This is a genomic window from Sphingomonas natans, assembly GCF_030546695.1.
GTDB classification, from domain to species: domain Bacteria; phylum Pseudomonadota; class Alphaproteobacteria; order Sphingomonadales; family Sphingomonadaceae; genus Sphingomonas_I; species Sphingomonas_I natans.
The window spans coordinates 71,499-95,971 of the sequence record NZ_JAUOTP010000012.1; the positions used below are offsets into that span (position 1 = coordinate 71,499).

Genomic DNA, 24,473 nt, shown 5'->3' on the forward strand with positions numbered 1-24,473 from the left:
GGTAAGGCGAAATGTCGGGCGAAAACTATTCTTATGCCCGGCAAACCGCCAAGCGGATCCGAATTGGCAGTTTTCAGGCTTAATCTTTCGCTGACATCTTTTTGTTACGGCACCGTCATCACGCGGAGGCCGGAATGCTGGGATTACCGCAAAATTCGGGAGGTGTCCGCAATCAGGGCATCGATCTGTTCCGGGGCGTGCTGATCCTGCTCGTGATCCTCGGCCACTTCGCCGAGCTCACGACCCCCCACACGTTCCTGACGTGGATGGGGTTCGGATTCCGGATGCCGCTGTTCATCGGCATGACCGGATATCTGTTCAACCTCGAACATGCCCGATCGATGACGCTCCCCGCGCTGACCGAGCGTTATTATCGCCGGCTGGTCCTGCCCTGGCTGATCGCGTGCCTGATCTACATCGTGCTGTCGGAGCCGCTCACATGGGCGATGCCGCTCAGGATCGTGCTTCGGCCCCCGTTCCATCTGTGGTTCGTGCCGGTGATGCTCGCGTTCATCCTCGCCAGCTGGGCCTGCTCGCTGCGGCCCGGACAGATGCTCGCGATCGCCGCGCCGGTGAGCATCGCCGCGATGTACGTTTTCGGGGTCGGGCACGAGATCGAGCAATATCGGCCGTGGATCCCCGACCGGCGCTACTTCATCTACCCGATCTATTTCATGTTCGGCCTGTGGATCGCGCGCCGGCCGCTCTACCCCGAGAAATTGCCGTTCGCGATCGTGCTGGCGCTGATCGGGTGCGTCTGGTGGGCGCTGCTGTTCGATCGCCCTTCGCCCGCCGCGGAGGTGGCGGCCGAGCTCCTGCTGTGCCTTCCGCTGATCCGGATGCTGCCGCTGGTCCGGCTCATCCCCCCGAGCCTGCCGCTGATCGCCGGGGTCGGGCGGGACAGCCTGTTCTTCTACCTGTGGCATCCCTTGGTGCTCGGGCTGTGGGCGAGCGCGGGTCTTGCGGGTGCGCCGATGCTGGCGGTCTCGCTCTTGTCGCTGGGGCTGGCCTGGGCAATGATCGTGCGCATGCCGTTGTTGCGTCCGATCGTCGGTATCTGCCCGCCCGCCCGCACGAGGCGAACGGAGGATGCGGCGATCCAGGGCGAAATCGTCACGGCCGGGACGACTTGATGGGATCCATCTTCCAGTTCGTTCGGACCGGTTTGCTGACGATTGTATGGCTCCTCCTCGTCTCGTGTCTGTGCATCCTGCTTTCGGCGATGCTGCCGATCATCCCGTGGGTGCGGATCTATCTGATCGATATCGTCCCCAATCACGCCTCGTGGCTGCTGATCTTCTGTCTGTCCGGACTCGCGATCACCATCCTGCTCCATGCCGAGCGCCGAACGCGGGCGACGCGCATCCTGCTGCCCGTCGCGGCGATCGCCGTCCTGCTGGCGGCCGGCGTGACCGCGCACCTGCTCTATGTCGCGGTGAGCAACGGCGCGCGGATCGATCCGCTCCAGACGCTGTCGTTGCGCCGCCTGAGCGACGATGCCGGCCCCGACGAAAGCCATGTCTATTCGCGGCCCAAGGGCGAGCCTCTCCGGCTCGACGTCTATCGCGGACGCAAGCCGCAGCCGCGCGCGCTGAACCCGGTGCTGGTGGTGATCCACGGTGGAGGCTTCGCGCGCGGCAGCCGCACGCAGGGCGCCGCGAACATGCGCTGGTATGCCGATCGCGGCTGGACGGTCGTCAGCATCGACTATCGCCTCGCGCGGCGCGATCGGCCGACCTGGAATCTGGCGACGCGCGACGTGGAATGCGCGCTGGCCTGGACCGCGACCCATGCCGGGCCGCTCGGCATCGATATCCACCGACTCGTCCTGAGCGGCGGATCGGCCGGAGGCAGTCTCGCGCTCGGCGCGGCCTATGCCTCGAATGCCGAACGTTCGGATCCCGACTGCGGCCCGCATGTGCCGCGCGTCTCGGCGGTCGTAGTCAAGGTGCCGCTGATCGACGCGGCGGGATCCTGGAACGAGCCGCGCGAGCTCCAGCGCCTCCAGCAGATGCTGCTCTCCCGCTATATCGGCGGTTCTCCCCAGCGCTTTCCCGCGCGATATGCGGCGCTGGATCCGACCCGCTTCCTGCGATCGGACACGCCGCCGACGCTGATCCTGGGCGGGAGCGATGATCCGCTCGTCCCGCCCTATGGCGCCGTGGCGTTCGCTCGCAAGGCGAAGGCCATGGGCAGGGACGTCCGCCACATCCTGTTTCCCTATTCGGGCCATGACTTCAACGTGACGTTCGGCAGCATCCCGAACCAGGCGGTGCTCCAGATCGTGGTGAAGTTCATGACCGATCATGCCCGCCCCGCGCCGCCCGCGCGGCGATAAAATCAGAGCGGTTGATCTGGATCATCCAGCGATCGGGCCGGAGAGGTGTATAGTCTGCTCGCGAGCCGGACTCGCAGAGAGGAGGGGCCCATGCCCCCGACGGACAAGAACCAGATGACCTATCTTCAACGGCGTCTGGCCGAAGAACAGGCCAAGGCAGCCAGCAGTTCGTGCCTGGTGCGCGCGGTGCACCGCGATTTCGCCGAGGCCTATCAGAAGAAGATCGAAGTGATCGGACGCGGATCGGCGGACGCCTGAGGCGCCCGCGACGACCCGCCCGAAGACGATCGTGACCAGGGCCGGTATTTCCACCGACCCTGGTCCCCTGTCTCCTAGAAGTGGAAGCGCACCGTGCCGCCATAGGTGCGCGGATTGCCCGGATAGCCCTGGATCACGCCGGTGGCGCGGGTGGAGCCCAGCAGGTTGATGAAATAGGCCTTGTTGAAGAGGTTCTCGACCCAGCCCTGCAGTTCCAGCTTGTCGTCCATCAGCAGCACGCCCGCGCGCACGCTGGCGAGCGCATAGCCCTTGCCCTCGGCGGTCGGATCCAGCGTGATCGTGTAATTCTGCTTCGAGCGATAATTCACGTCGAACAGGCCGTAGCCCTTCACCGTCTCCGTGATCGGATGCGTATAATCGATCGTGAAATCGCCGGTCCATTTCGGCGCCCACGCCACCGTGCGTCCGGTGATGTCGCAGGTCAGCGCGGTCGACTGGCCCGGGCAGGCCGAATTGTGGAAGGACGAGTAGCGCGCATCGTCATAAGCGAGGAAGCTCTTCGTGTGCAGACCGGGCGCCAGCCAAGTCTCCATCTCCGCCTCGATGCCCTTCGACGTCAGCGAGCCGACATTGGCGAGGAAGCGGATCGCCGCGCCGGCGCCGAGCGACTGGTTCGCCTGATAGTTTTTCACCTTCGTGTGGAAGGCGGTGAGGTTGAAGACGACCTTGTGATCGAAGAACGAGGTCTTGATCCCGGCTTCGAAATTGTCGGCCGTCTCGCCCTTCACCGTCTGCTGCGCGCCGAGCGAGATCGCCGATCCCACGCTCGTGTCCGGATTGGACGCATTGTAGGCGAGCAGGTTGAAGCCAGCCGATTTGTTGCCGCGCGCATATTTGCCGTACAGGAAGACGCTCGGCGTGACCTTGTAGTTGACGCCGGCTTCGCCCGAAAGCGACCTGTCCTTCAGGCCGGCATCGACCACGCCGATCTGGGCATTAGCGGTGCTGGGCGACAGCGCGTTGAGCTGCGCCTGGGTCAGCGCGCCCGGATTGGCGACGACGCTGCCATTGTAGATCTGTGTGCGATCTTCCCAGGTGTAGCGCAGGCCGGCGTCGATCGAGAGGCGGCGTGCCGCATCGGGGTGCCAGCTGACATTGCCGAACAGCGCGTCCGTATCGGTGTGGAAGACGGCCTGGCTCTGGAACTTCGTGCCCTGCAGCCGCGTGGCATAGGCGCCCTGCGCCCAAGTGCGGCCGGCGACGTTCGGAAACAAAGTCGCGGACGGATTGGCCGCGAAGATGTTGTACTGGGCGCCGAACCGGAAGCGGCTGTCGACCTGCAGGCGCTGGCGGCTGAGGAAGCCGCCGAACGTCGCCTCGATCGGCATGTCCTTCGGCGTCGCCAGGCGCAGCTCCTGGCTGAACTGATGCTCCTTGTTGCACGAGCCATAATCGTTGATCGCGTCGAGCTGGGTGAAATCATTGTCGTTGTTCGTGAAGCACGACCAGGTGTTGTAGGCGGTGATCGAGGTCAGATCGCCGAGCGAGCCGAGATGATAATCGATCTGGCCGCTGCCCGAATCCGTCTTGGTCTGCGCGTTGAGCGCGCTGTCGATGTTGACGAAGCGGTCCTTGGCGTTGCTCGTCAGTAGCGTGTAGCCCGCTGCCGTCATGCGCGCCTGGAGCGCCGCCGGATTGAAGATCGACAGGATCACCGGCGAGATCGTCGGGAAGCTCTGGCGGCCATGCGTATAGATCAGGCGGACCGAGAGATCGTCGGTGGGCGTCGCCAGCAATTGCGCGCGGACGCCCGAGCCCTGCCGGCCGTTCTGGTCGCCGCCATTGTACAGGTTCGTGTAGGTGCCGTCGCGCTTGGAATAGAAGCCCGAGATGCGGACCGCGAGCTTGTCGTCGATGAGCGGGCCGGTGACCGAGGCCTTCACTTCCTTGAAGTCGTAATTGCCGTAGGTCGCCTCGCCCGATGCGCCCCAGGTGAAGCTGGGCTTCAGCGTGTTGATGATGACCGCGCCGGCCGTGGTGTTCTTGCCGAACAGCGTGCCCTGCGGGCCGCGCAGCAATTCGACATCGGCGATATCGTTGAAATCGTTCGAAACCATGCCCTGTCGGCCAGTATAGACGCCGTCGACGAAGATGCCGACCGAGCCATCGATGCCGTCGGTGTTGAAGCCGTTATTGCCGATGCCGCGGATGCCGAGATTGAGCTGCTTCGGATTGGTCAGGAAGACCGAGAAGCTGGGAAACTTGTTCTGGAAATTGGTGAAGTTGACGAGATTCTGGCGGGTCAGTTCGACGGGCGTGATGACCGTGACCGGGATCGGCACCTGCTGCGCATTCTCGCTCCGCTTGCGCGCGACGATCATGATCTCGCCGGGCTCGGCGTCCGTGGCGGCGTCATCGGCGGGAGCCGCGGCATCGCCTGCGGCAGGCGCCGCGGCGAAGGCGGGCGAGACGGCCAGCAGGCTCGCGGACAGCAGGAAGGGTCCGATGCCCCTGGCGAGCATACGGCCGGCAGATGCTGACGACATGATGATGTAATCCCCGATTTTTTCGACACTGATCGGCGCATGCAAGACCATCCGCCGCCGCTGCCGCAGTCGACGTCTTGGCTTGTCTTTATCGCTGGCTGATCCGCCTGCACCCGTCCGGCGCGACTACTTCTGTTCGATGTAAGAAATGTGACAGTTCGTGGCCGGCGCCTTCATGCTTTCTCGACGTTCAGCCCCGGACGGCCATCGATCAGCGTGAAGCGGACGAGATCCGAGATTCCCGAATCCTCGCGGCGGGCATCGTCGACGCCGCGGAAGGTGATTTCGCCGCCGTTCGGGGTCAGATCGACGCGGCCATAACCGTGTATCTCGTTCTCGGCGTAAACGAGCCCGTTGGCGGGCGCCTGCTGCTTGAAGCTCGCATCATGGAACAGCGACGTGATCGATCCGCCGACGAACTCCGCTGCGATCGGCGGGCCGTCCGGCCTGGCCGGATCGTGGACGTCGGCCGCGGCGAAGGCGTGGATATCACCGCCGAGCGCGAGCGGGTTCGACGTGCCGGCCTCTGCCCAGCGGCGGAAGATCCGGTCGCGCGCGGCCGGATAGCCCGACCAATTGTCCGCCGAATATTGCGGGCCGCGCTCGGGATGCTCGGCATCGATCCGGCTTTGCTGGTGCATCAGGGTCTGCTGCGCGAGCAGGTTCCACTGCGCGCTCGTGTCGCCGAGCCGATCCATCAGCCAGCGTTCCTGCGTCGTGCCGAGCATCGTCCGGCGGGGATCGGTGAGGTCGGCGCACGGGCCGATCAGCGTCTGATATTGCTGGTGCGCGGCGAGCAGGCCGGGCGGCTGGCAGGCGCGGGGGCCGCGATACTGGCGATCGTCGATGATCTGGAATTGCGCGAGGCGGCCCCAGTCGAGCGTCCGGTAGATGCGCATGTCGGGGCCGTGCGGCCGCGCGGCGCGGATCGGCTGATGCTCGTAGAAGACCTGATAGGCAGCGGCGCGGCGGCGCAGGAAGGCGACCGGATCGCCGTTCTTCTCGTCGAGCGCATCGGCATAATCGTTCGAGACGTCGTGATCATCCCAGGTCAGCGCCCAGGGCGCGGCCTGATGCGCGGCCTGCAACAGGGGATCCAGCCGATAGGTCGCGTGGCGGATGCGGTAGCCGGCGACGTCCTTGGGCTCGGGATTCTTGTGGAGGCGGACAGCCTCCTTGGGGCTGGGATCGGCCTCGTAGATATAGTCGCCGAGGAACAGGATCAGATCGGGATCCTCGGCGACCATGTGGCGATAGGCGGCATAATAGCCGGCCTCATATTTCTGGCAGGAGCCGAAGCAGAGGCGGAGGCGATCGACCGCGGCGCCGGCCGCCGGCGCGGTCTTCGTCCGGCCGATCGCGCTCGTCTCGCCGCCGGCCAGGAAGCGGTAGAAATAAGCGCGCGCGGGTCGGAGCCCGGTGACGTCGACATGGACCGAATGGCCCCAGGCCGTCTCGGCGCGGGCGGTGCCCTGCCGCACGATGCGCGCGAAGCGATCGTCCTCGGCGACCTGCCAGCGCACGGGCACGGTCTGCGGCGGCATGCCGCCATCGCCTTCGAGCGGGGCGGGGGCGAGGCGCGTCCACAGGATCATGCCGTCCGGCGTCGGATCGCCCGAGGCGACGCCGAGCGTGAACAGGCCCGTGGGGAGGGTGAGCGCGCCGCGCGCGCCGACGCCGAGCAAAGCCGCCGATCCGGCCGCGCCGGCGATCAGCGCGCGCCTGGTGAGGCCTGTCGTCTCATGATCGTCGCGCATCGCACCGCCTCTTTTCGCTGCGGGGGGCGTGTCCGACTTTCGTGACGAAACTGTGACGCCTTGCGATCAGCCGTTCGGGATTAGGCGGCGGGCAAGCGCCTCGCCCTGACGGATCGGCGTGCCCTCGGCGATCCCGTCCGCGAGCGCGAAGCCGGGGGGCAAGAGCAGGACGAGCGTCGAGCCATGTTCGAACCAGCCCATCTCATCGCCTTTCGCGATGTCGGCGGAGACCGGCACGGTGCGCGGGCCGCCGTCGCGCAGCAGGCGATCGGTGTCGAGAAAGGTCAGGCGGATGCCGGCGACGAGGATCGCGGCGACGGCGACGATCAGGAAGGGGGTGTCGTCGGCCAGGCGGCAACTGACGATGGCACGTTCGTTGCGGCAAAATAGCCGCTCGACGCGCTTCAGCGCGATCGGATTGACGTTCCAGCAGTCGCCCGAAAGGTAGCGGACGCGCTCGACCGCGAGATCGTGGGGCGCGTGGAAATGGTGGTACATCGCCGCCGTCAGCCTGAGCGTCACATAGGTGCCGCCCGCAAAGGGCGCTCCGTCCGCGGCATCGCCGAGCAGTTCGGCGAGCGAATAGGGCATGCCCTTGATCTGGTGGATCTCGTCGCCGGTGACGGTGCCGTGCGCGCCGACGATCGCGTCGCACGGGCTGGCGAGGATGTCGGGGCGTGGATCGACCGGCCGCGCGCCGGGGCGCAGGCGGCGGGTGAAGCAATCGTGGAGGCTGGCGAAGCGCGGGGCGGCGGCGTCCGACAGATCGAGATCGGAGAAGATGCGCCAGACGCGGATCGAGGCCTTTGCCACTAGCGGCTGCTCGATCCTGCTGAACCGGCCGACCAGCTGCGTCGCGAGCCGGCGCGGCAGGCGATTGGTGAGGAGGAAATTGACGTCCTCCTGCAGCAGCACGCGCATCAGGGCGCTCCTGACTGTCATCGTTTCGTCCGCCTTCCTGTCATAATTGCTTGCCCGGCGAAGCGTAGAGCCTGGCCATGATCTCCACCCTCGCTCTCGTCGCCGGCACCGCCGCTACCGCTTTCGGTGCCGACCGCGCCCGCCGCCGGCTGATCCTGTCCCAAGCCAAGCATCCGTCGCTGGCCGGCCATGTCCGCTGGGGCAAGAGGATCGCCGGGCAGATCCCGGCGACGCGTTACGACGAGGCCGAGGCGTTCCGCATCGACGGCACGCCGGACGAGATCGCGGCGGCGCGCGAGGCGGGCTTCCGCCGGCTCGCCGCCCTGTTCGCCGAGCGCTATCCCAAGAGCCGCGCGCTGACCGCGGAGACCAAGCCGGGCCTGTCCGACCTGCAATTCACGGGCAGCTACCGCGTGCCCTTCCAGTTCGCGCAGATGGTGGCGACCGCGCTCTCGGCGGGAAGCTTCTACGAGCGTTCCGACGGGCCGGTGCTGACCGATCTCGACGGCAACCGATTGTGGGACCTGACCGGCTCCTACGGCGTCAACGTGCTCGGCAACGAGGCGTATAAGCGCCTGATGCGCGCGGCGGTGGACGAGGCCGAGCCGCTCGGCGCGGTGCTGGGCGGGCTGCACCGAAACGTCGCCGACAATGTCGCGCGGCTGAAGGCGCTGTCGGGGCTCGACGAGGTCTCGTTCCACATGTCCGGCACCGAAGCGGTGATGCAGGCGGTGCGGCTCGCGCGCTATCACACCGGGCGCAGCCATCTCGTCCGCTTCTGCGGCGCCTATCATGGCTGGTGGGGCGACGTGCAGCCGGGGATCGGCAATCCCGTGCCCGCCGACGGAACCTATACGCTCGCCGACATGTCCGAGAAATCGCTGCGCGTGCTGGCGAGCAAGAAGAATATCGCCTGCGTGCTCGTCAATCCGCTGCAGGCTTTGCACCCGAACAAGGGCGCGCCCTCCGACGGGGCGCTGGTCGCGGGGCGCATCGTGACGGGCGCCGATCGCGAGGCTTATGCGGCGTGGCTGAAGCGGCTCGCCGACGTCTGCCGCGCGAACGGCATCGTGCTGATCCTGGACGATGTGTTCACCGGCTTCCGGCTCGCGCCGGGGGGTGCCGCAGAATATTATGGCGTGCAGCCGGATCTGGTGACCTACGGCAAGACTTTGGGCGGGGGCTTTCCGGTCGGCGTGCTGTGCGGGCGTGCGAGTCTGATGCGGCGCTTCCGCGAGGACCGGCCGGTCGACATCTGCTTCGCGCGCGGCACGTTCAACGCCCATCCTTATGTGATGGCGGCGATGAACGGCTTCCTGCGCACGCTGGACGAGCCCGCGACGCGCGCGCTCTACGACGGGCAGCATGCGCGCTGGGACGATCGGGCCGCGGCATTGAACGCGCGGCTGGCCGAGCAGGGCCTGCTCGTGCGCGTCGCCCATCTCGGATCGATCTGGACGGTGCTCCACGAGGCGCCCTCGCGCTACAACTGGATGCTGCAATATTATCTCCGCGCCGAGGGGCTGGCGCTCAGCTGGGTCGGCACCGGGCGGCTGATCTTCAGCCTCGATTATGACGATGCCGCCTTCGGCGAGGTTGCCGATCGCTTCGTGGCGGCGGCGGAGCGGATGCAGGCCGATGGCTGGTGGTGGTGCCCCGAAGGCGCGACCAGCAAGACGATCGGGCGGACGTTGCTGAAGGAGGCGATCCTGCGGCGGCTGGGGCGGTGATCCAATCCTCCCCCTGCAAGGGGGAAGTGGCATCGCGCAGCGATGACGGAGGGGGTTCCCTCCGCATCTACGGATCGCCCTGCGAGGATCCACCCCACCACCATGCTTCGCATGGTCCCCCTCCCCCTTGCAGGGGGAGGATTATGCTGTGCCGTGATCCATCCGCTCGCCCTTGAGGAGGCGGAAGGGGGCGCGCCAGTAGAGCAGGAAATCGTTGAACGGATCGGTGACGATCTTCGTCGCCCAGACGAGCCCCGACATCACGTCGCGCAGGAAGAAGAGCTGGACGGTGCGGAACAGCAGCCCGCCACCGCCGACGCCCAGCCACAGGATGCCGACTGCGCGCAGCACGTCGCGATAGCCCTGCGGCGCGGGTAGCAGCCCGAACAAAGTGGGGCTGGCGAACAGGATCAGCGGGCTCAGCGCCCACAGAGTCATCAGCACGACCTTGCGGAACAGATTGTAGCCGACCTTGATCTCTTCCTTGTGGACATGCGTCGCCTGGTTGACGTGATCATAGCCCTTGGGCTCGAAGAAGAAGTGGCCCGCCTGCCGGCTCGTCATCGCCACGCCCCAGGCGAGCAGGCTCGCCAGCGCCGGATCGGTGAACAGCAGGACATAAGCGGTCAGGAAGGTCGTCGCGCTGACGAAGTGCAGGCTCTGATTGACCAGGCTGTGATGATAATAACGATGATCGTCCCAGCGCTGCTCCTGGAGCTGCGCCTTGAAGCCCATGCGATCTTCTTCATCGGCGGCGTACATCTTGAGGGCCTTCATGCGGCGGCTCCCGGAAGCTTGCGATAGCGGATCAGCTCGAAATGGCCGAGCGGCGGCAGCGGCGAGCGCTCCATCAGGCGGACCGACGGCGCGCCTTTCTCCCACGCGGCATAACGCGCCCACGAAAATTCGGTGCGGAAGCCGAGACGGCTCGTGATCGGCATCAGCATCTTCTCGATCGAGGCGCGCGTGCCGCCCTCGGCGCCGATGCGCGTGGTGATGATGATCTCTCCGCCCGGCCGCACGACGCGCGCGAGTTCGTCCAGCGCGCGCTCGGGATTGGGGACGGCGGTGATCACATATTGGGCAATGGCGACGTCGAAGCTTCCGTCGGCGAAGCGCAGATCCTCGGCATCCATCACCTCGATCGCCTCGACATTGTCGAGCCGGGCGGCGCGGGCGCGCGCCTTGTCGAGAATCTTGTCCGAGATATCGATCCCGTACACGCTGCAGCCGCGCCCGTAGAAAGGCAGCGAGATGCCGGTGCCGACTCCGACCTCGAGCACACGCCCGCCGATGCGTGCGGCCGCCTCGATCGAGCGGGCGCGTCCCTGACGGAAAACGGGGCCGAAGACGAGATCGTAGATCGGCGTCCACCTGTCATAGGCCGAGGCGACGCCGCTGGTATTCATCGTAAGTGCCATTTCGGGCTCCCTGGATCGAAGCCCCTCTATCGGTCACATACAAGTCAAGACGGCGAAGATCAGATGAAGGTTCGATGACGACGGCCAAAATGAAACTGGCTTATCATCATAATGTCATCTTGCCGAAACGAGACCATCACTGTGCGTGACTAAGCGTCCTCGCGAGTAGCGAGGAGAAGAGGCGTATGTCTCAGCCGGAAGCGAAGCGTGATCTGCGCCCCGTCCCCCCCGTTCGCCCCGTCGCCCGGCGCGCGCTCGTGCCGATGCCGAGCTGGCTGGTCGAACCCGAGACCGAGACGAAGCATCCGCACCGTCCGCGGATGCGGTACCGGACGGTCTGGATCTCCGATATCCATCTCGGCACGCCGGGCTGCAATGCCGAGCTGCTGGTCGATTTCCTGAAATCGATCGAGTGCGAGACGCTGTATCTGGTCGGCGACATCGTCGATGCCTGGCAGCTCAAGAAGGGCTGGTACTGGCCGCCGCGCCATAACGACGTCGTCCGCCGCATCCTGAAGATGGCGAAGCGCGGCACCGATGTCGTCTATGTGCCGGGCAATCACGACGAGATTTTCCGCGATTATGTCGGGCTCGCCTTCGGCGACGTGACGATCGCCGACGAGGTCATCCACGTCACCGCCGACGGGCGGCGGCTGCTGGTGCTTCACGGGGACCAGTTCGACGGCGTCGTGCTCTATGCGCGCTGGCTCGCCTTCCTCGGCGACAGTGCCTACACGATGCTGCTCAAGATGAACGGCGGCGTGAACGCCGTCCGGCGCCGGCTGGGCCTGCCCTATTGGAGCCTCGCCGCGCATCTGAAGAAGCGCGTCAAGAACGCGGTCCAGTTCATCTGCCGCTTCGAGGAGGTCGTCGCGCATGCCGCCGCCGAGCGCGGGGTGGACGGCGTCGTCTGCGGGCACATCCATTCGGCCGAGATCCGCCAGTTCGGCGACATCACGTATTACAATGACGGCGACTGGGTGGAGAGCTGCACGGCCTTGGTCGAGCATGCCGACGGCCGGATCGAGGTGCTCGACTGGGCCGAGAAGCGCCGGCTGGAAGCGCTCGACAAGATGAAGCCCGCCGCCGCGACGGGCCGCGAACTGGTGACGGCGTGAGGATCGCGCTCGTCTCGGACGCCTGGGCGCCGCAGGTCAACGGCGTGGTGCGCACGTTGCAGACGACCGTCGCGACGCTGCGCGCGCGCGGCCACGCGGTCGAGACGATCACCCCGGACGCCTTCCGCACGATCGCCTGCCCGACCTATCCCGAGATCCGCCTCGCGCTCGGCTGCGGCCGCGCCGTGGCGGATCGGCTGGAGCAGGCGGCGCCGGATGCGGTGCATATCGCGACCGAAGGCTCGCTCGGCTGGGCGGCGCGGCGCTGGTGCCTGAGCGCGGGCCGGCCGTTCACGACGAGCTTCCACACGCATTTCCCGGATTATGTGGCGATGCGGACGGGGCTGCCCGCCAAATGGTTCTGGCCGATCCTCGGGCGGTTCCATCGCCCGGCGCATGCGATCATGGTCGCGACCGAGACGCTGGCGACCGAGCTTGCCGGACATGGGCTGACGCAGACGCGGCGCTGGTCGCGCGGCGTCGACCTCTCGCTTTTCTCGCCCTCCCGGTCGTCGCACCCGATGCTCGCCGGACGGCGCGGACCGATCCAGCTCTATGTCGGCCGGGTCGCCTGCGAGAAGAATATCGAGGCGTTCCTCGCCTCGTCCGTGCCCGGTACGAAGGTCATCGTCGGTGACGGGCCGGCGCGGACGGCGCTGGAGCGGCGCTTTCCGCAGGCCCTGTTCCTCGGCGCGCTGCACGGCGCGGAACTGGCCTCGGTCTATGCCGGCGCCGACGTGTTCGTCTTTCCGAGCCGGACCGATACGTTCGGGCTCGTGATGATCGAAGCGCTCGCCTCCGGCGTGCCCGTGGCGGCCTTTCCGGTTCACGGCCCGCTCGACGTGATCGGCGGGCTGGGGCGCGGCCCGGGCGGCCGGGCGGGGGCGCCAATCGGCGCGCTGCGCGACGATCTGGATGCCGCGATCCGCGCGGCGCTGACGGCCGATCGCGGCGCCTGCGTGGCGGAGGGCCGGCGCTATGCGTGGGAGGCCTGCACCGACCAGTTCCTGGCGGCGCTTGCCGGTCCTGTGGAGCGGCGTTTCGCGCACGCGGCCTGACGCGCGACCTGCGCGCGACAATCTGTCGGGCGCGATCCGCTTACGGTGAAATTTGGGCGATTCGGCAGCTGGAGGAGGCTGCTCCGCGCGGCAGATGTCGCCGCAGATTCGTGTATTCTGGTCGGGGCGACAGGATTCGAACCTGCAACCCTCAGACCCCTAATCTGAAAACGGACAATCCCCCACTTTACCCGCACATGGGTGTAGCTTTATTTAAAAACATTAGGGGGTCGCTTAACGCGGCGCCCTTTTTGTTTCGGATGACGCAGCCAAGCGCTTCTACGCATCAGGCACACTTCATTAATCAATGATGTCAATGGCTTGAAATTTTCAACGCATTGTCTTTGACAGGTCGGTTTATCCACGGCTTCAAACTCCATCGCGAAGCACGCTCGTGCACGTTGGTGGTAAGCAGAATGATCACTTCGGGGCGGTAGACCGTGGTAAGCAGCTGTTCGTTCATACTGGTCATCGGCTGCTATGCGTCTCTATTCTGCTTTGTAAAACGGTCTGCAATCCTGAAATCCGCCTTGCATCCATGCGGGGCGGTCAGCGCCACGAACCGTAGCGTTGGGGAAGCTGAGGGACGGTTGCGGCGTCATCGGGTCGAGCGGGCCTGCAAATATACTTGATCCGAGGGTCATAAACTGTCGCCTTCTACGGTAAACCGTCCATATTTTACCGTGATGCCTGAGTTTCATGAAATTAGGGGGGCTCTCCTAATTACCGTCTTCAGAACGAAGCTTGAGTTAATTCTCGATAACATCGGGATTCGCGACAGTTTCGCGACCATCAACTGGAAATGCTCCAGATCGGATACTACTACTCTAAGAAGATAGTCGAAATCTCCCGTCATTTGAAAGCAATCCGTCACCTCTTCGACTGCCAGGACGCTGGATTCAAAAGCTGTCAGTGCTTCGTCCGACTGGCGATCAAGAGTTATGGAGATCAGCGCCTCTATCGCGCCAATCAAACGCTTTTCATCCAATCTCGCGCCATAGCCGAGAATATACCCCTCGCTTTCGAGGCGCCGAACACGGCGCAGAGTCGGCGTCAGCGAAAGCCCTATCCCGTCGGCAAGATCGCGCCAGGAAACGCGGGCGTCTTGGGTCAACCGCTGGAGAATATGGATGTCGAACGTGTCGAGCTTCGCGGCCATGCCGATTCCTCCGTGCTGTCGACTGCTACAGCGCCTCGACATGATAAGTCCACAATGCCGCGACTCTGGTCGATCTCCCGATACTAGAATATTGACGCGAAAGGCCAATCTGTATGCGCTTTGTAGCGCAAACACGCTAAAATCAAGGTGATTAAGCAGGATATTTGGAGTTGCCTTATTTCGATAATTGCCGCTTCATGTCACTTCAATGACGGCGAGGGCACGGACGGGCATCGGTGCGGCAGCGGAAAACCGCGCCGGACACGGGGGAGCGGGACGATGACCGTCCTGCCCCAAGCGGGGGCGCATCATTATGTTCAAGAATGAAGTTCAGAGATCTCGGCAAGCAAAAATCCTGCTCGGGGTGTCGCTATTGGCAACGTCGACTGCGCTGAATGCTCAGGCGGCGGAGCAGCAGTCCGCGGCGCCCGAGCAGCAGACCGCAACGCCGGCAAACGATTCGGATATTGTCGTCACGGCGCTTCGGCGGGCGACCAGCATTCAGCAGACGCCTCTCGCCATTTCGGCGGTCAGCGCGGATACGCTGGCCAAGCAGAATATCACGGATTCGCAGGCGCTGGGGCGGGTTTCTCCCAGCCTCGTCATCAACGAGAGCGCGAACGGTGGCAGTCGCGTCATCATCCGCAACCTGTATGCGACCGGCGAGCCGCTGGTCGGCATCTATTATGACGATGTGCCGCTGAGCGGCACAGGCGGCGTCTCCAACGACGCCGGCGGGACGCAGCCGAGCATCCGCCTGTTCGACGTGGAGCGCGCCGAAGTGCTGCGCGGCCCGCAGGGCACGCTCTACGGCGCGAGCTCGATGGGCGGCAACATCCGCATCATCTTCGCCAAGCCCAAGCTGGATAGCTACGAAGGCGCGATCGACAGCCAGATCACGACCGCGTCCGAAAGCAGCGGCGCGATCGGTCGGCAGGTCAACGGCATGGTCAACATTCCGGTCATCGACGGCGCCATGGCCATCCGCGCGGTCGGATATTACGATCGCAGCGCCGGCTATATCGACAACAGCATCCTCAACCTCAGCCGAGTGAATAGCAACAAAAGCTATGGCGGCCGCCTGACGGCGCGCATCAAGCCGATCGATACCGTGACGATCGATCTGATGGGCGTCTATCAGGACCGCAAGGGCGCCGGTACGAGCTGGAACTATACTGAATATCAGCTCACGGGAAAGAAGTTCGATCAGTCGCTGTATATCCAGCAGCCGCAGGAGGACCGGATGAAATTGTTCTCCGGCACGCTGAACTGGGATGTCGGCTTCGCGACTTTGACCGCGGCGGGCTCCTATTCGGACCGTCTGCTGCAATACCGGTTCGACTATACGCCGTATTTCGCGCGATATCAGACGACGAATAATACGGGCGGCGTCGTTACGCCGTATGCGGGCGCCGGTACCGCGATCCCGGGCTACAACGCGTTCCTCAGCGATTGTAACACGGGCTATGTCCGCGGCACGACCTGTAACGGCGCCGGCTATCAGCAGCTGGTCAACGGCTATGGCAACCTTTCGACCTATCAGCCGCAGTCGAACAAGACTTCGACCGAGGAAGTCCGCCTGGCCGACGATCGCCATGCTTTCAAGTGGACGGTCGGTTTCTACCACAGCTTCCGCAAGAACTTCACCGAATCCATCCTGAACCCGACCGATCCGGTTACCGGCCTGCAAGCCTATCCGATCGGCTTTCCCACTGGGAACACCTACACGGTCGGCGTCAACAACACCGGTCTCGACCGGACGATCGACGACAAATTGGAGCAGAGCGCGGGCTTCGCCGAAGTCACCTGGGACCTTAACAGCAAGCTGAGCGCGACCGCCGGCGGCCGGTACTTCAAGTACAAGAAGGACACGACCTCCGCGACGATCATCCCGAGCTACATCGCCGGCAATACCCGCCAGGCGCCCCTGACCACGGGCGGCGACGAGAACGGCACGCTGCTGAAGTTCGGCGCCAACTACAAGTTCACGCGCGACGTGATGCTGTATGGCACCGCGGCGCAGGGCTATCGCCCGGGCGGCGTCAACCAGACGCTCGGCCTGCCCAGCTATGCGGCAATCTATGGCTCGGATTCGGTGTGGAGCTACGAGGCAGGCGTCAAGACGGCCTGGTTCGACCGCAAGGTGGTCGTGAACCTCGACGCGTTCCGCATGGACTGGAAGAACATGCAGATCTCGGCCAGCTTTAACAACGCGTTCGGCTTCATCACGAACAGCTCCAGCGCGGCACGGATCCAGGGCATCGAGCTCGATACGTCCTTTTATCCGATCGAGCGGCTCGTGCTGCACGCGTCGGGCAGCTATATCGATGCCAAGCTGCAGGGCGACCAGTCCCTTCCCGACGGTATCACGCAATGCCCGATCCCGTTCGTGGCCGGCACGACGGGTTGCGCGACGATCAGCGCGGGCAAGAAGGGCGATCCGATCCCCTATTCGCCCAAGTGGACGCTGCAGGGTTCGGCCGATTACAGCACTCCGATCGGTGGCGACCTGCAGATCATCTACCATGCCGACGTCAGCTATCGCGGCAAGTCGCTCACCACCTACAATCTGCCGTTGTACGCGGCTGCCTATCCGAATGGTCCGGGCGGCACCGCGGGTGGCGCGGCTCTCTACACGCTGCCCGGGTTCGCGACGGTCGGCCTGCGGTTCGGCATCGAGAAGGATGGGGGGCGTTGGGCGCTGCATGTCTTCGCCAACAACCTGTTCAACACGGTCGGCCTGACCAGTCTCACGAACGGCCAAGCCAGCGCCACGTCGCTGGCGTGGCGGTATAACGGCTCGGTCATCAGGGCCAACTACGCGGTCACGACGGCGCCGCGGATCGTGGGCATCCAGGGCACGGCCAAGTTCCGATAACCCGCAGAAGGGAATGCAGAGAATGAAGTCGGAAATCACACGCGGCTGTGCTGCCGCGGCCCTGATGATCGGAAGTGTTCTCGGCGCGGGACAGGCCTGCGCCAAGGATGTCGTGATCCACGCGGGCACTTTGATCGACGGGGCTTCGGCGACGCCGCGCAAACAGGTCTCGATCCTCATCCACGACGATCGCATCACCGGCGTCCAGAAGGGCTTCGTCACCCCGGCTGGCGCCGACGTGATCGATCTGTCGACCAAGACGGTGCTGCCCGGCTTCATCGAGACGCACGACCATATCTCGGCAACGGGAAGCCGGCTGCCGATCAACCGCTTCGTGCTCACTGAAGGCGACGCGACGATCGCGGCGTCGATCAATGCCCGCAAGGAAATCGAGACCGGCTTCACCACTGTCCGGGACCTCGGCTCCAGCCGGGTCACGGCGCCGGCGATCATCCGTGCGATCGCGGCCAAGCAGATCGTTGGCCCGCGCTACTGGACGGCGCTTCAGGCGATGGGGCCGACTGGCGGGCATAGCGACCGCCAGAACGGCCTGTCGCCCGACATCCACGTCGACGGACGCGACACCGCGATCATCGACGGGGCGGACGATGCCCGGCAGAAGGTGCGCGAGCATCGCCGCGATGGCGCCACCGTCATCAAGATCATGCCCTCGGGCGGCGTGGGCTCTATCGGGGACGATCCCAATCATTTGACGATGACCGACGCCGAGATGGTGGCGGTCGTGGAGACCGCGCACGAACTGGGCCTCAAGGTCGCGGCACATGCGCACGGTAAGCTGGCGATCGATCATGCGGTCCGCGCCGGCGTCGATTCCATCGAGCATGGCACCTATGCTGACGCGCAGAGCTATGCGCTGATGAAGCAGCACGGCACCTTTCTCGTGCCCACGTTGCTGGTGGCCGACGCGATCTACCAGCAGGCGGTGAAGGCGCCGGAAACGCTGCCGCCCACGGTCGCCGATAAGGCGATCGCGATCACCCCGACGATGATCCACAATGCCGCCAGCGCTTATAAAGCCGGCGTCAAGATCGCCTTCGGGACCGATCAGTCCGCCACGTCGGGGCGCAACAAGGCGGAAGAATTCGCCTTGCTCGTCAAGGCGGGGCTGACGCCGATGGACGCGATCTTCACGGCAACGCGCAACGCTGCCGAGTTGATCGGCACGCCGCAGGATATCGGCTCGGTGCAGGCGGGCCGCTATGCCGATATTGTCGCAGTGGACGGCGATCCACTCTCCGACATCACCCGGCTGCAACATATCGATTTCGTGATGAAGGGCGGAGACGTCCTGAAATCCGGCGGGAGGATGATCCGATGAGCGTGCGCAACATATTGGCGGCGCTGCTCGCCGCACCCACGCTTCTGATCGCGTCGCCCGCTGCTGCGAAGGATGTGGTGATCCACGCGGGCACGCTGATCGATGGGGTTTCCTCGACGCCGAGGCGGCAGGTTTCGATCCTCATCAAGGACGAGCGGATCGTCGGCGTGCAGCCGGGCTTCGTCACGCCGGCCGGTGCGGAGGTGATCGACCTGTCCTCGAAGACGGTGTTGCCGGGCTTCATCGATTGCCACGATCATATCTCGATGAACCCCGATTGGGGCGTGCTGGCGCGCTTCACGATGAACGAGGCCGATGCGGTGGTCACCTCGATGCGGAGTGCCCAACGTGACATCGATCAGGGCTTCACCGCGGTTCGCGATCTCGGCTCGGGCGCGATCGAGGCGCCGGCGATGAAGCGCGCCATCACTGCCCACCAGATAGTCGGGCCGCGCATCTGGACGGCGATGCAGCCGCTGGCGCCCACGGGCGGCCACTCCGATGCGCAGAACGGCTTCCAGCCCGACGTCCACTTCGACGGCCGCGAGCTTTCGATCGTGGACGGCGTGGAGGATGCCCGGCGCAAGGTGCGGCAGCACCGGCGCGACGGCGCGACGCTCATCAAGATCATGCCGTCCGGCGGTGTCGGCTCGATCGGCGACGATCCCAACCACATGACGATGACCGACGAGGAGATGCGGGCCATCGTCGAGACCGCGCACGAGCTTGGCATGAAGGTGGCGGCGCATATCCACGGCAACAAAGCGATCAATCATGCGGTGGCCGCAGGCGTCGATTCGGTCGAGCACGGCACCTATGCCGACGCCACCAGCTACAAGCTGATGAAGGACCACGGCACTGTCCTGGTGCCCACATTGCTGGTCGCGGACTGGATCTACCAGATGGCGGTCAAGTCGCCCGAGAAACTGCCGCCGACCGTCCCGGAAAAGGCGATCGCGGTGACGCCCACGATGATCGGCAATACCGGCCGCGCCTACAAAGCGGGCGTCAAGATCGCGCTCGGCACCGACCTCACCGGTCTTGGTGATCGCAACAAGGCGGAGGAGTTCGCCTTGCTGGTCAAGGCAGGGCTGACGCCGATGGATGCGATCTTCGCCGGTACGCGCAACGCGGCCGAGCTGATCGGCGCGCCGCAGGACATCGGGTCGGTCCAGGCCGGCCGCTATGCCGATATCGTCGCGGTGGATGGCGACCCGCTGGCGGACATCACGACCCTGCAGCATGTCGGTTTCGTGATGAAGGGCGGCGACGTCCTGAAGCGCGATGGCGCGATGCAGCCGCTGGATTGAAGGGACGCACGCCATGAGAAAGTTGATCCAGTCCGTGCTGCCTGTAGCGGCAGCCGGCTGCGTACTGGCGGCGACGTCGTCCGTGGCGGCGCCGGTGGGCCAGCGCCCCGCCATCACCATCCCGCCGGGTGCGGCGTTCAGCATGGCGAGCATCCCAACGTTCAAGGGCGAATATAAGGACGTCTACGCCTATATCGACGCGCATAAGGACAGCGATCTCGCCAACCTTCAGCGCTGGGTGCGCCAGCCCTCGATCAGCGCGCAGAATATCGGCGTGAAGGAAATGGCGGCGCTCGCCGCGGCGGACCTGAAGAAGATCGGCTTCAAGGAGGCCGAGGTCGTGCCGACGGGCGGCCATCCTGGCGTTTGGGGCTATTACGACGCCGGCGCGAAGACGACGCTCGCCGTTTATATGATGCTCGACGTCCAGCCGGTCGAGGAAGCGGACTGGCAGGTCAAGCCGTTCGACGGCGCACTGGTCGATCATCCGCTCGGCCGCGTGCTGATGGCGCGCGGTGCCACCAACACCAAGGGGCCGGAACGCGCCTTCCTAAACGCGATCGAGGCGATCATCGCGACGCGCGGCAAGCTGCCCGTCAATCTGATGATCCTGGCCGAAAGCGAGGAGGAGCTGGGCTCGCCGCATTATCCTGAGCTGATCGCCAAATTTGCAAGCCGGCTGAAGACGGCAGCCGGGGCGATCTATCCGGGCGGTGGCCAGGCGCCGGAAGACGGTGCGGTGTCGGTGCAACTGGGCGTGAAGGGCCTGCTGTACGTCGAGCTCGAGGCCCGGGGGAATCCGCGGACCGGCGGGCCCCAGAAAGCGGAGATCCATTCGAGCTGGAAGGCGACCACCGACGCGCCCGCCTGGCGGCTGACGCAAGCGCTCGCCTCGCTGACCACGCCGGACGGCAACACCATCCTGATCCCGGGATATTACGACAAGATCCGCCAGCCGAATGCCGAGGAGCAGCGCCTGTTCAACGGCACGCTGGACGGCTGGGTCAAGCGCGAGGCCGCAACGCGCAAGGCCTTCGCCGTCGATCACTGGTACGACAATATGGACGCGCGCACCTCCCTCACGCGCTATCTGTTCGACACCACGATCAACATCGATGGGCTGGCGAGCGGCTATGGCGGACCGGGGACGAAGACGATCCTGCCGAACCGTGCGCTCGCCAAGCTCGACAGTCGGCTGGTGCCCGGCCAGACGCCCGAGGAGTCGCTGCGACTGCTGAAAGCGCATCTTGTGAACAAGGGGTTCGGCGATATCGAGGTTCGGCAGCTTGCCGGCTATCCGCCGTCGCAAACCTCGGTGGAAGCACCGGTCGTCAAGGCCCTGCTGTCGACGTACAAGAAATACGGCCTGCCGGTGGATGTGTCGCCCCGTTCGGGCGGCAGCCAACCCAACTACGTCTTCACCGACACGCTCGGCGTGGCGGAAGTGGGACTGGCGGCGGGGCATGGTGCCGATGCGCACGCACCCAACGAATATTGGCTGATCGATCCGAAGCCCGGATCGAAGCTGTTCGGCATGTCCGCGGTCGAGAAATTCTATGTCGATGCGCTCTACGCCATGGCGGCGGCGAAGTAAGCACACGGTCTTTCAGGGGAAAATCATGAACGTTCGTATGTCTGTCCAGGCCGCGGCACTTGCCGCGACCATCCTCTCCACGCTGCCTGGACTGGCCCAGGCCCCGCTGCCGGCCACGCTCGCGCCTCCGGGGGCGTCGGTCCCCTCGGGTACGGCGGCGCTGACCCAGCCGCAGGATGCGGAATACGGCCGGCTGATCAAGCAGCACCTGGTCGACAAGCGCTTCACCACCGAACTAGTCGATCACATGCCGGCATCGGATACGGTGCCCTCTCCGCTCAAGTTCTTCGGCCGCATCCCCGGCACGCCGGGGGAGCTGACCTACGCCGCCGACATCCATCGTTACTACAAGGAGCTCGCGCGCACCTCCAAACGCGTCAAGTTCATGTCGCTCGGCACGACCGAGGAGGGGCGTGAGCAGGTCGTGATCGCGATCGCCGACGAAACGACGCTGGCGAAGCTCGACGATTACAAGGCGCAGCTCGCCGCGCTCGGCGATCCGCGCCGCACCGATGCCGCCAAAGCCGCCGAGATCATCAAGACCGCCAAGCCGATCTATTGGGTGACGAGCGGCATCCACTCGCCTGAAACCGGCGGGCCGGAAATGCTGATCGAGCTAGCTTACCGCCTCGCGGTGGAAGAGACGCCGTTCATCCAGAACATCCGCAACAACATGATCACTTTGATCACGCCGGTCGTCGAAGTCGACGGGCGCGAGAAGATGGTCGACACTTATTATTACGGCAAGAAGACCGGCAAACCCAAGCCGCCGCTGGTCTATTGGGGCAAATATGTCGCCCACGACAACAATCGCGACGGCATGGGTCAGTTCCTGAAGCTCACGCAGAACATCACGAAGGGCATGCTCGAATGGCATCCGACAGTGCTGCACGATCTGCACGAGGCGCAGTCCTATCTCTACACCTCGACCGGCACCGGCCCGTATAACGACAAGCTCGATCCCATTCAGACGAACGAATGGTGGCTGCTCGCCGAAACCGAAGTCATGGAGATGACCAAGCGCGGCGTGCCGGGCGTGTTCACCTATGGTTTCTACGACGGCTGGGTGCCCAACTATCTGTTCTGGATCGCGAATACGCACAACAGCTTCGGCCGCTTCTACGAAGTGCAGAGCTACGGGCCCGACATCCAGAAGGACCTCAAGCTCGCGCCGACGGTCACCAGCCGCGAATGGTATCGGCCCAATCCGCCGCTGCCCTCGATCGACTGGGGGCCGCGCAACAACACCAATATCCAGGAATCGGCCTTGCTCTTCGCGATGGGCAAGGTCGCGACCGACCGTGAGACCTACCTGGAGAATTACTGGGCCAAGTCCCGCAACGCGATCGAAGTCGGCCGCACCGGGCCGATCAACGCGTACGTCATTCCCGCGCACCAGCATGCGCCGGATAACGTCGTCGACATGATCAACATGCTGCGCCAGCAGGGCGCGGAGGTCTCGACCGCGACGCAGGGCTTCACCGCCGGCGGCGTCCAGGTCGCGGCGGGCGATTACGTCATCCGGGCCGACCAGCCCTATCGCACGATGCTGGACATGTATTTCAGCGTGCAGAACTATCCCGCCGCCAACCCGCGTCCTTATGACGATACGGGCTGGACGATGCAGCTGATGCAGAACGTCACGCTCAAGACGATCAAGGATCCCGCCGTCTTCCAGCAGGCGCTGACGCCGCTTACCGCGGATGCGCGCAAGCCCGGGGGGATCAGCGGCAGCGGCTCGACGATCGTGTTCAACCACAATGGCGACAATGCGCTGGTCGGGCTGCGCTTCCGTCTGAAGGGCACGCGGATCCTGGCGGCCGAGGCAGCCTTCGACGCGGACGGGCGCCATTATGCCGCGGGTAGCTTCATCCTGCCGAATGCGGATCGGGCAACGGTCGCGCGCGTCGCCGCGACGCTGGGCGTCAACGGCGAGGCGGTGAGCGCCGCCCCGCAGGTCGCCACGCACGCGCTGAGCGTGCCGCGGATCGGCTATATTCACAGCTGGCTGCGTACGCAGGACGAGGGCTGGTGGCGGGCCGCGCTCGATACCTATGGGATACCGTACGACTATTTCGCCGACATCAAGCTCAAGACGGCGGGCAAGCTGCGCGGCAAATATGATGTCCTGATCTACCCGACCGTTGCCAATAGCGGGCGCGAGCAGTTCGTGGGCGTCGAGAAGAACGGCAAGGATCCGATCCCCTATAAGAAGACCGCGATGACGCCCAATCTGGGCGCGATCGACTCCGCGGACGACATTCGTGGCGGCGTCGGCGGGGCGGGACTGGAGGCGCTGCGCACCTTCGTCCAGGAAGGCGGCACGCTGATCGCAGACGGCTCGACCGTCGAGATGCTGTCCGGCTACGGCTACACGCAGGGCGTCAATGTGGTCCAGCCGAGCGAGCTGTACAGCAAGGGCTCGATCATGCGGGGCATGATTACCGACCAGACGAGCCCGATCGTCTACGGCTACGAAGGCAAGCAGCTGCCGATCTACTTCTCGCAGTCGCCGGTGCTGAACGTCAGCCGTGGCGGGAACACGATGGGCTATTTCGATCCCAACGGACCAGGCGTGAAGCTGGCGCAGAATTACACTCCGAATGCGGTGCCGGTGCCTCTCTCACCTTGGGATCCGGCGGCACCGGTGGCGAAGGGCGGTCCGGCGGGCACCACCGATCCCAGCCCGTTCGGATCCGCCCCGCCGGCATCGCGCTCCAGTGGGGCCGAGCCGACGCAATTCCCGCGCGTGGTGATGAACTTTCCGGCGAAATCGAGCGACATCCTCCTGAGCGGCATGCTGAGCGGCGGTGACGTGCTCGCCAGCAAGCCGCTCATCCTCGATGTGCCGGACGGACGCGGGCACATGGTCCTGTTCACGCTCCGGCCGTTCTGGCGTTGGCAGACGCAGGGCAGCTACATGCTGGGCTTCAACACGATCCTGAACTGGGATCACCTCGATGCAGGCAAGGCAGCGTCCAAATAGGCCGGCGCGGCGAGCGGCCTGAACCTTTGCGCGGAAGGCTGGTCGGGATCGATCAGTCTTCTGCGAGATCGGCACGGAAAGGCGCTCACGGGCCGGGCT

At 65.0% G+C, this 24,473-nt stretch carries 17 protein-coding genes and 1 tRNA gene; 11 read left to right on the forward strand and 7 right to left on the reverse strand.

Going from position 1 to position 24,473, the window contains the following annotated elements; genetic code table 11:
* Positions 1-134 precede the first annotated feature (134 nt).
* The 3 genes from Q4F19_RS20545 to Q4F19_RS20555 all read left to right on the forward strand — a co-directional run bounded on the left by Q4F19_RS20545 (position 135) and on the right by Q4F19_RS20555 (position 2,596).
* Positions 135-1,133: an acyltransferase family protein gene (locus Q4F19_RS20545; RefSeq protein ID WP_303546599.1), complete on the forward strand. Its 999-nt coding sequence runs from the start codon at positions 135-137 to the stop codon at positions 1,131-1,133.
* Positions 1,133-2,338, forward strand: coding sequence for an alpha/beta hydrolase (locus Q4F19_RS20550; RefSeq protein ID WP_303546600.1), 1,206 nt, complete (start codon positions 1,133-1,135; stop codon positions 2,336-2,338). Before Q4F19_RS20545 ends, Q4F19_RS20550 begins: the two co-directional genes overlap by 1 nt.
* A gap of 90 nt (positions 2,339-2,428) precedes the next feature.
* Positions 2,429-2,596, forward strand: a complete 168-nt coding sequence (locus Q4F19_RS20555) for a hypothetical protein (protein ID WP_303546603.1) — start codon at positions 2,429-2,431, stop codon at positions 2,594-2,596.
* A gap of 74 nt (positions 2,597-2,670) precedes the next feature.
* Here Q4F19_RS20555 and Q4F19_RS20560 read toward each other — a convergent pair whose 3' ends face one another.
* The 3 genes from Q4F19_RS20560 to asd all read right to left on the reverse strand — a co-directional run bounded on the left by Q4F19_RS20560 (position 2,671) and on the right by asd (position 7,781).
* Positions 2,671-5,079 carry a TonB-dependent receptor gene (locus tag Q4F19_RS20560; RefSeq protein WP_303546605.1) on the reverse strand — a complete coding sequence of 803 codons (2,409 nt, stop codon included), beginning with the start codon at positions 5,077-5,079 and terminating at the stop codon, positions 2,671-2,673.
* A 197-nt stretch (positions 5,080-5,276) separates the two neighbouring features.
* A complete protein-coding gene (locus tag Q4F19_RS20565) occupies positions 5,277-6,860 on the reverse strand; it encodes an alkaline phosphatase D family protein (protein ID WP_303546607.1) in 1,584 nt (527 codons plus the stop codon).
* A 66-nt stretch (positions 6,861-6,926) separates the two neighbouring features.
* The gene (gene asd, locus Q4F19_RS20570) at positions 6,927-7,781 is read right to left on the reverse strand and encodes an archaetidylserine decarboxylase (protein WP_303546609.1); all 855 of its coding nucleotides are present in this window, start codon (positions 7,779-7,781) and stop codon (positions 6,927-6,929) included.
* 77 nt (positions 7,782-7,858) lie between these two features.
* Here asd and Q4F19_RS20575 point away from each other — a divergent pair, with 77 nt between their 5' ends.
* Positions 7,859-9,511, forward strand: coding sequence for an aminotransferase class III-fold pyridoxal phosphate-dependent enzyme (locus Q4F19_RS20575; protein ID WP_303546611.1), 1,653 nt, complete (start codon positions 7,859-7,861; stop codon positions 9,509-9,511).
* Positions 9,512-9,652: 141 nt separating this feature from the next.
* Here Q4F19_RS20575 and Q4F19_RS20580 read toward each other — a convergent pair whose 3' ends face one another.
* Together Q4F19_RS20580 and Q4F19_RS20585 are read right to left on the reverse strand one after the other, a co-directional pair.
* The gene (locus Q4F19_RS20580) at positions 9,653-10,288 is read right to left on the reverse strand and encodes a hypothetical protein (protein ID WP_303546613.1); all 636 of its coding nucleotides are present in this window, start codon (positions 10,286-10,288) and stop codon (positions 9,653-9,655) included.
* The gene (locus tag Q4F19_RS20585) at positions 10,285-10,932 is read right to left on the reverse strand and encodes a class I SAM-dependent methyltransferase (protein WP_303546615.1); all 648 of its coding nucleotides are present in this window, start codon (positions 10,930-10,932) and stop codon (positions 10,285-10,287) included. The genes Q4F19_RS20580 and Q4F19_RS20585 overlap by 4 nt, the downstream gene beginning before the upstream one ends.
* A gap of 263 nt (positions 10,933-11,195) precedes the next feature.
* On the opposite strand from Q4F19_RS20585, the gene Q4F19_RS20590 reads away from it, so the two are divergent.
* Both Q4F19_RS20590 and Q4F19_RS20595 read left to right on the forward strand, forming a co-directional pair.
* Complete coding sequence (locus Q4F19_RS20590) at positions 11,196-12,050, forward strand: UDP-2,3-diacylglucosamine diphosphatase (RefSeq protein WP_303546786.1); 855 nt, start codon at positions 11,196-11,198, stop codon at positions 12,048-12,050.
* Entirely contained in the window at positions 12,047-13,108 is a 1,062-nt protein-coding gene (locus tag Q4F19_RS20595) for a glycosyltransferase family 4 protein (RefSeq protein ID WP_303546616.1), read from the forward strand. Before Q4F19_RS20590 ends, Q4F19_RS20595 begins: the two co-directional genes overlap by 4 nt.
* 118 nt (positions 13,109-13,226) lie before the next feature.
* Here the strand turns inward: Q4F19_RS20595 and Q4F19_RS20600 are convergent.
* Both Q4F19_RS20600 and Q4F19_RS20605 read right to left on the reverse strand, forming a co-directional pair.
* Positions 13,227-13,302, reverse strand: a tRNA-Pro gene (locus Q4F19_RS20600).
* A gap of 503 nt (positions 13,303-13,805) precedes the next feature.
* Positions 13,806-14,267, reverse strand: a complete 462-nt coding sequence (locus tag Q4F19_RS20605) for an Lrp/AsnC family transcriptional regulator (RefSeq protein WP_303546617.1) — start codon at positions 14,265-14,267, stop codon at positions 13,806-13,808.
* Between the two features lie 373 nt (positions 14,268-14,640).
* Between Q4F19_RS20605 and Q4F19_RS20610 the strand changes: the two genes are divergently transcribed.
* Genes Q4F19_RS20610 through Q4F19_RS20630 form a run of 5 tightly spaced genes read left to right on the forward strand, consistent with a single transcriptional unit; the run spans position 14,641 to position 24,374 of the window.
* Complete coding sequence (locus Q4F19_RS20610) at positions 14,641-17,145, forward strand: TonB-dependent receptor (RefSeq protein ID WP_303546619.1); 2,505 nt, start codon at positions 14,641-14,643, stop codon at positions 17,143-17,145.
* 22 nt (positions 17,146-17,167) lie between these two features.
* Positions 17,168-18,484: an amidohydrolase family protein gene (locus Q4F19_RS20615; RefSeq protein ID WP_303546621.1), complete on the forward strand. Its 1,317-nt coding sequence runs from the start codon at positions 17,168-17,170 to the stop codon at positions 18,482-18,484.
* Positions 18,481-19,794: an amidohydrolase family protein gene (locus Q4F19_RS20620; protein ID WP_303546623.1), complete on the forward strand. Its 1,314-nt coding sequence runs from the start codon at positions 18,481-18,483 to the stop codon at positions 19,792-19,794. The genes Q4F19_RS20615 and Q4F19_RS20620 overlap by 4 nt, the downstream gene beginning before the upstream one ends.
* 13 nt (positions 19,795-19,807) lie before the next feature.
* Positions 19,808-21,388 carry a M20/M25/M40 family metallo-hydrolase gene (locus Q4F19_RS20625; RefSeq protein WP_303546625.1) on the forward strand — a complete coding sequence of 527 codons (1,581 nt, stop codon included), beginning with the start codon at positions 19,808-19,810 and terminating at the stop codon, positions 21,386-21,388.
* Between the two features lie 25 nt (positions 21,389-21,413).
* A complete protein-coding gene (locus Q4F19_RS20630) occupies positions 21,414-24,374 on the forward strand; it encodes a M14 family zinc carboxypeptidase (RefSeq protein ID WP_303546627.1) in 2,961 nt (986 codons plus the stop codon).
* Positions 24,375-24,473 lie beyond the last annotated feature (99 nt).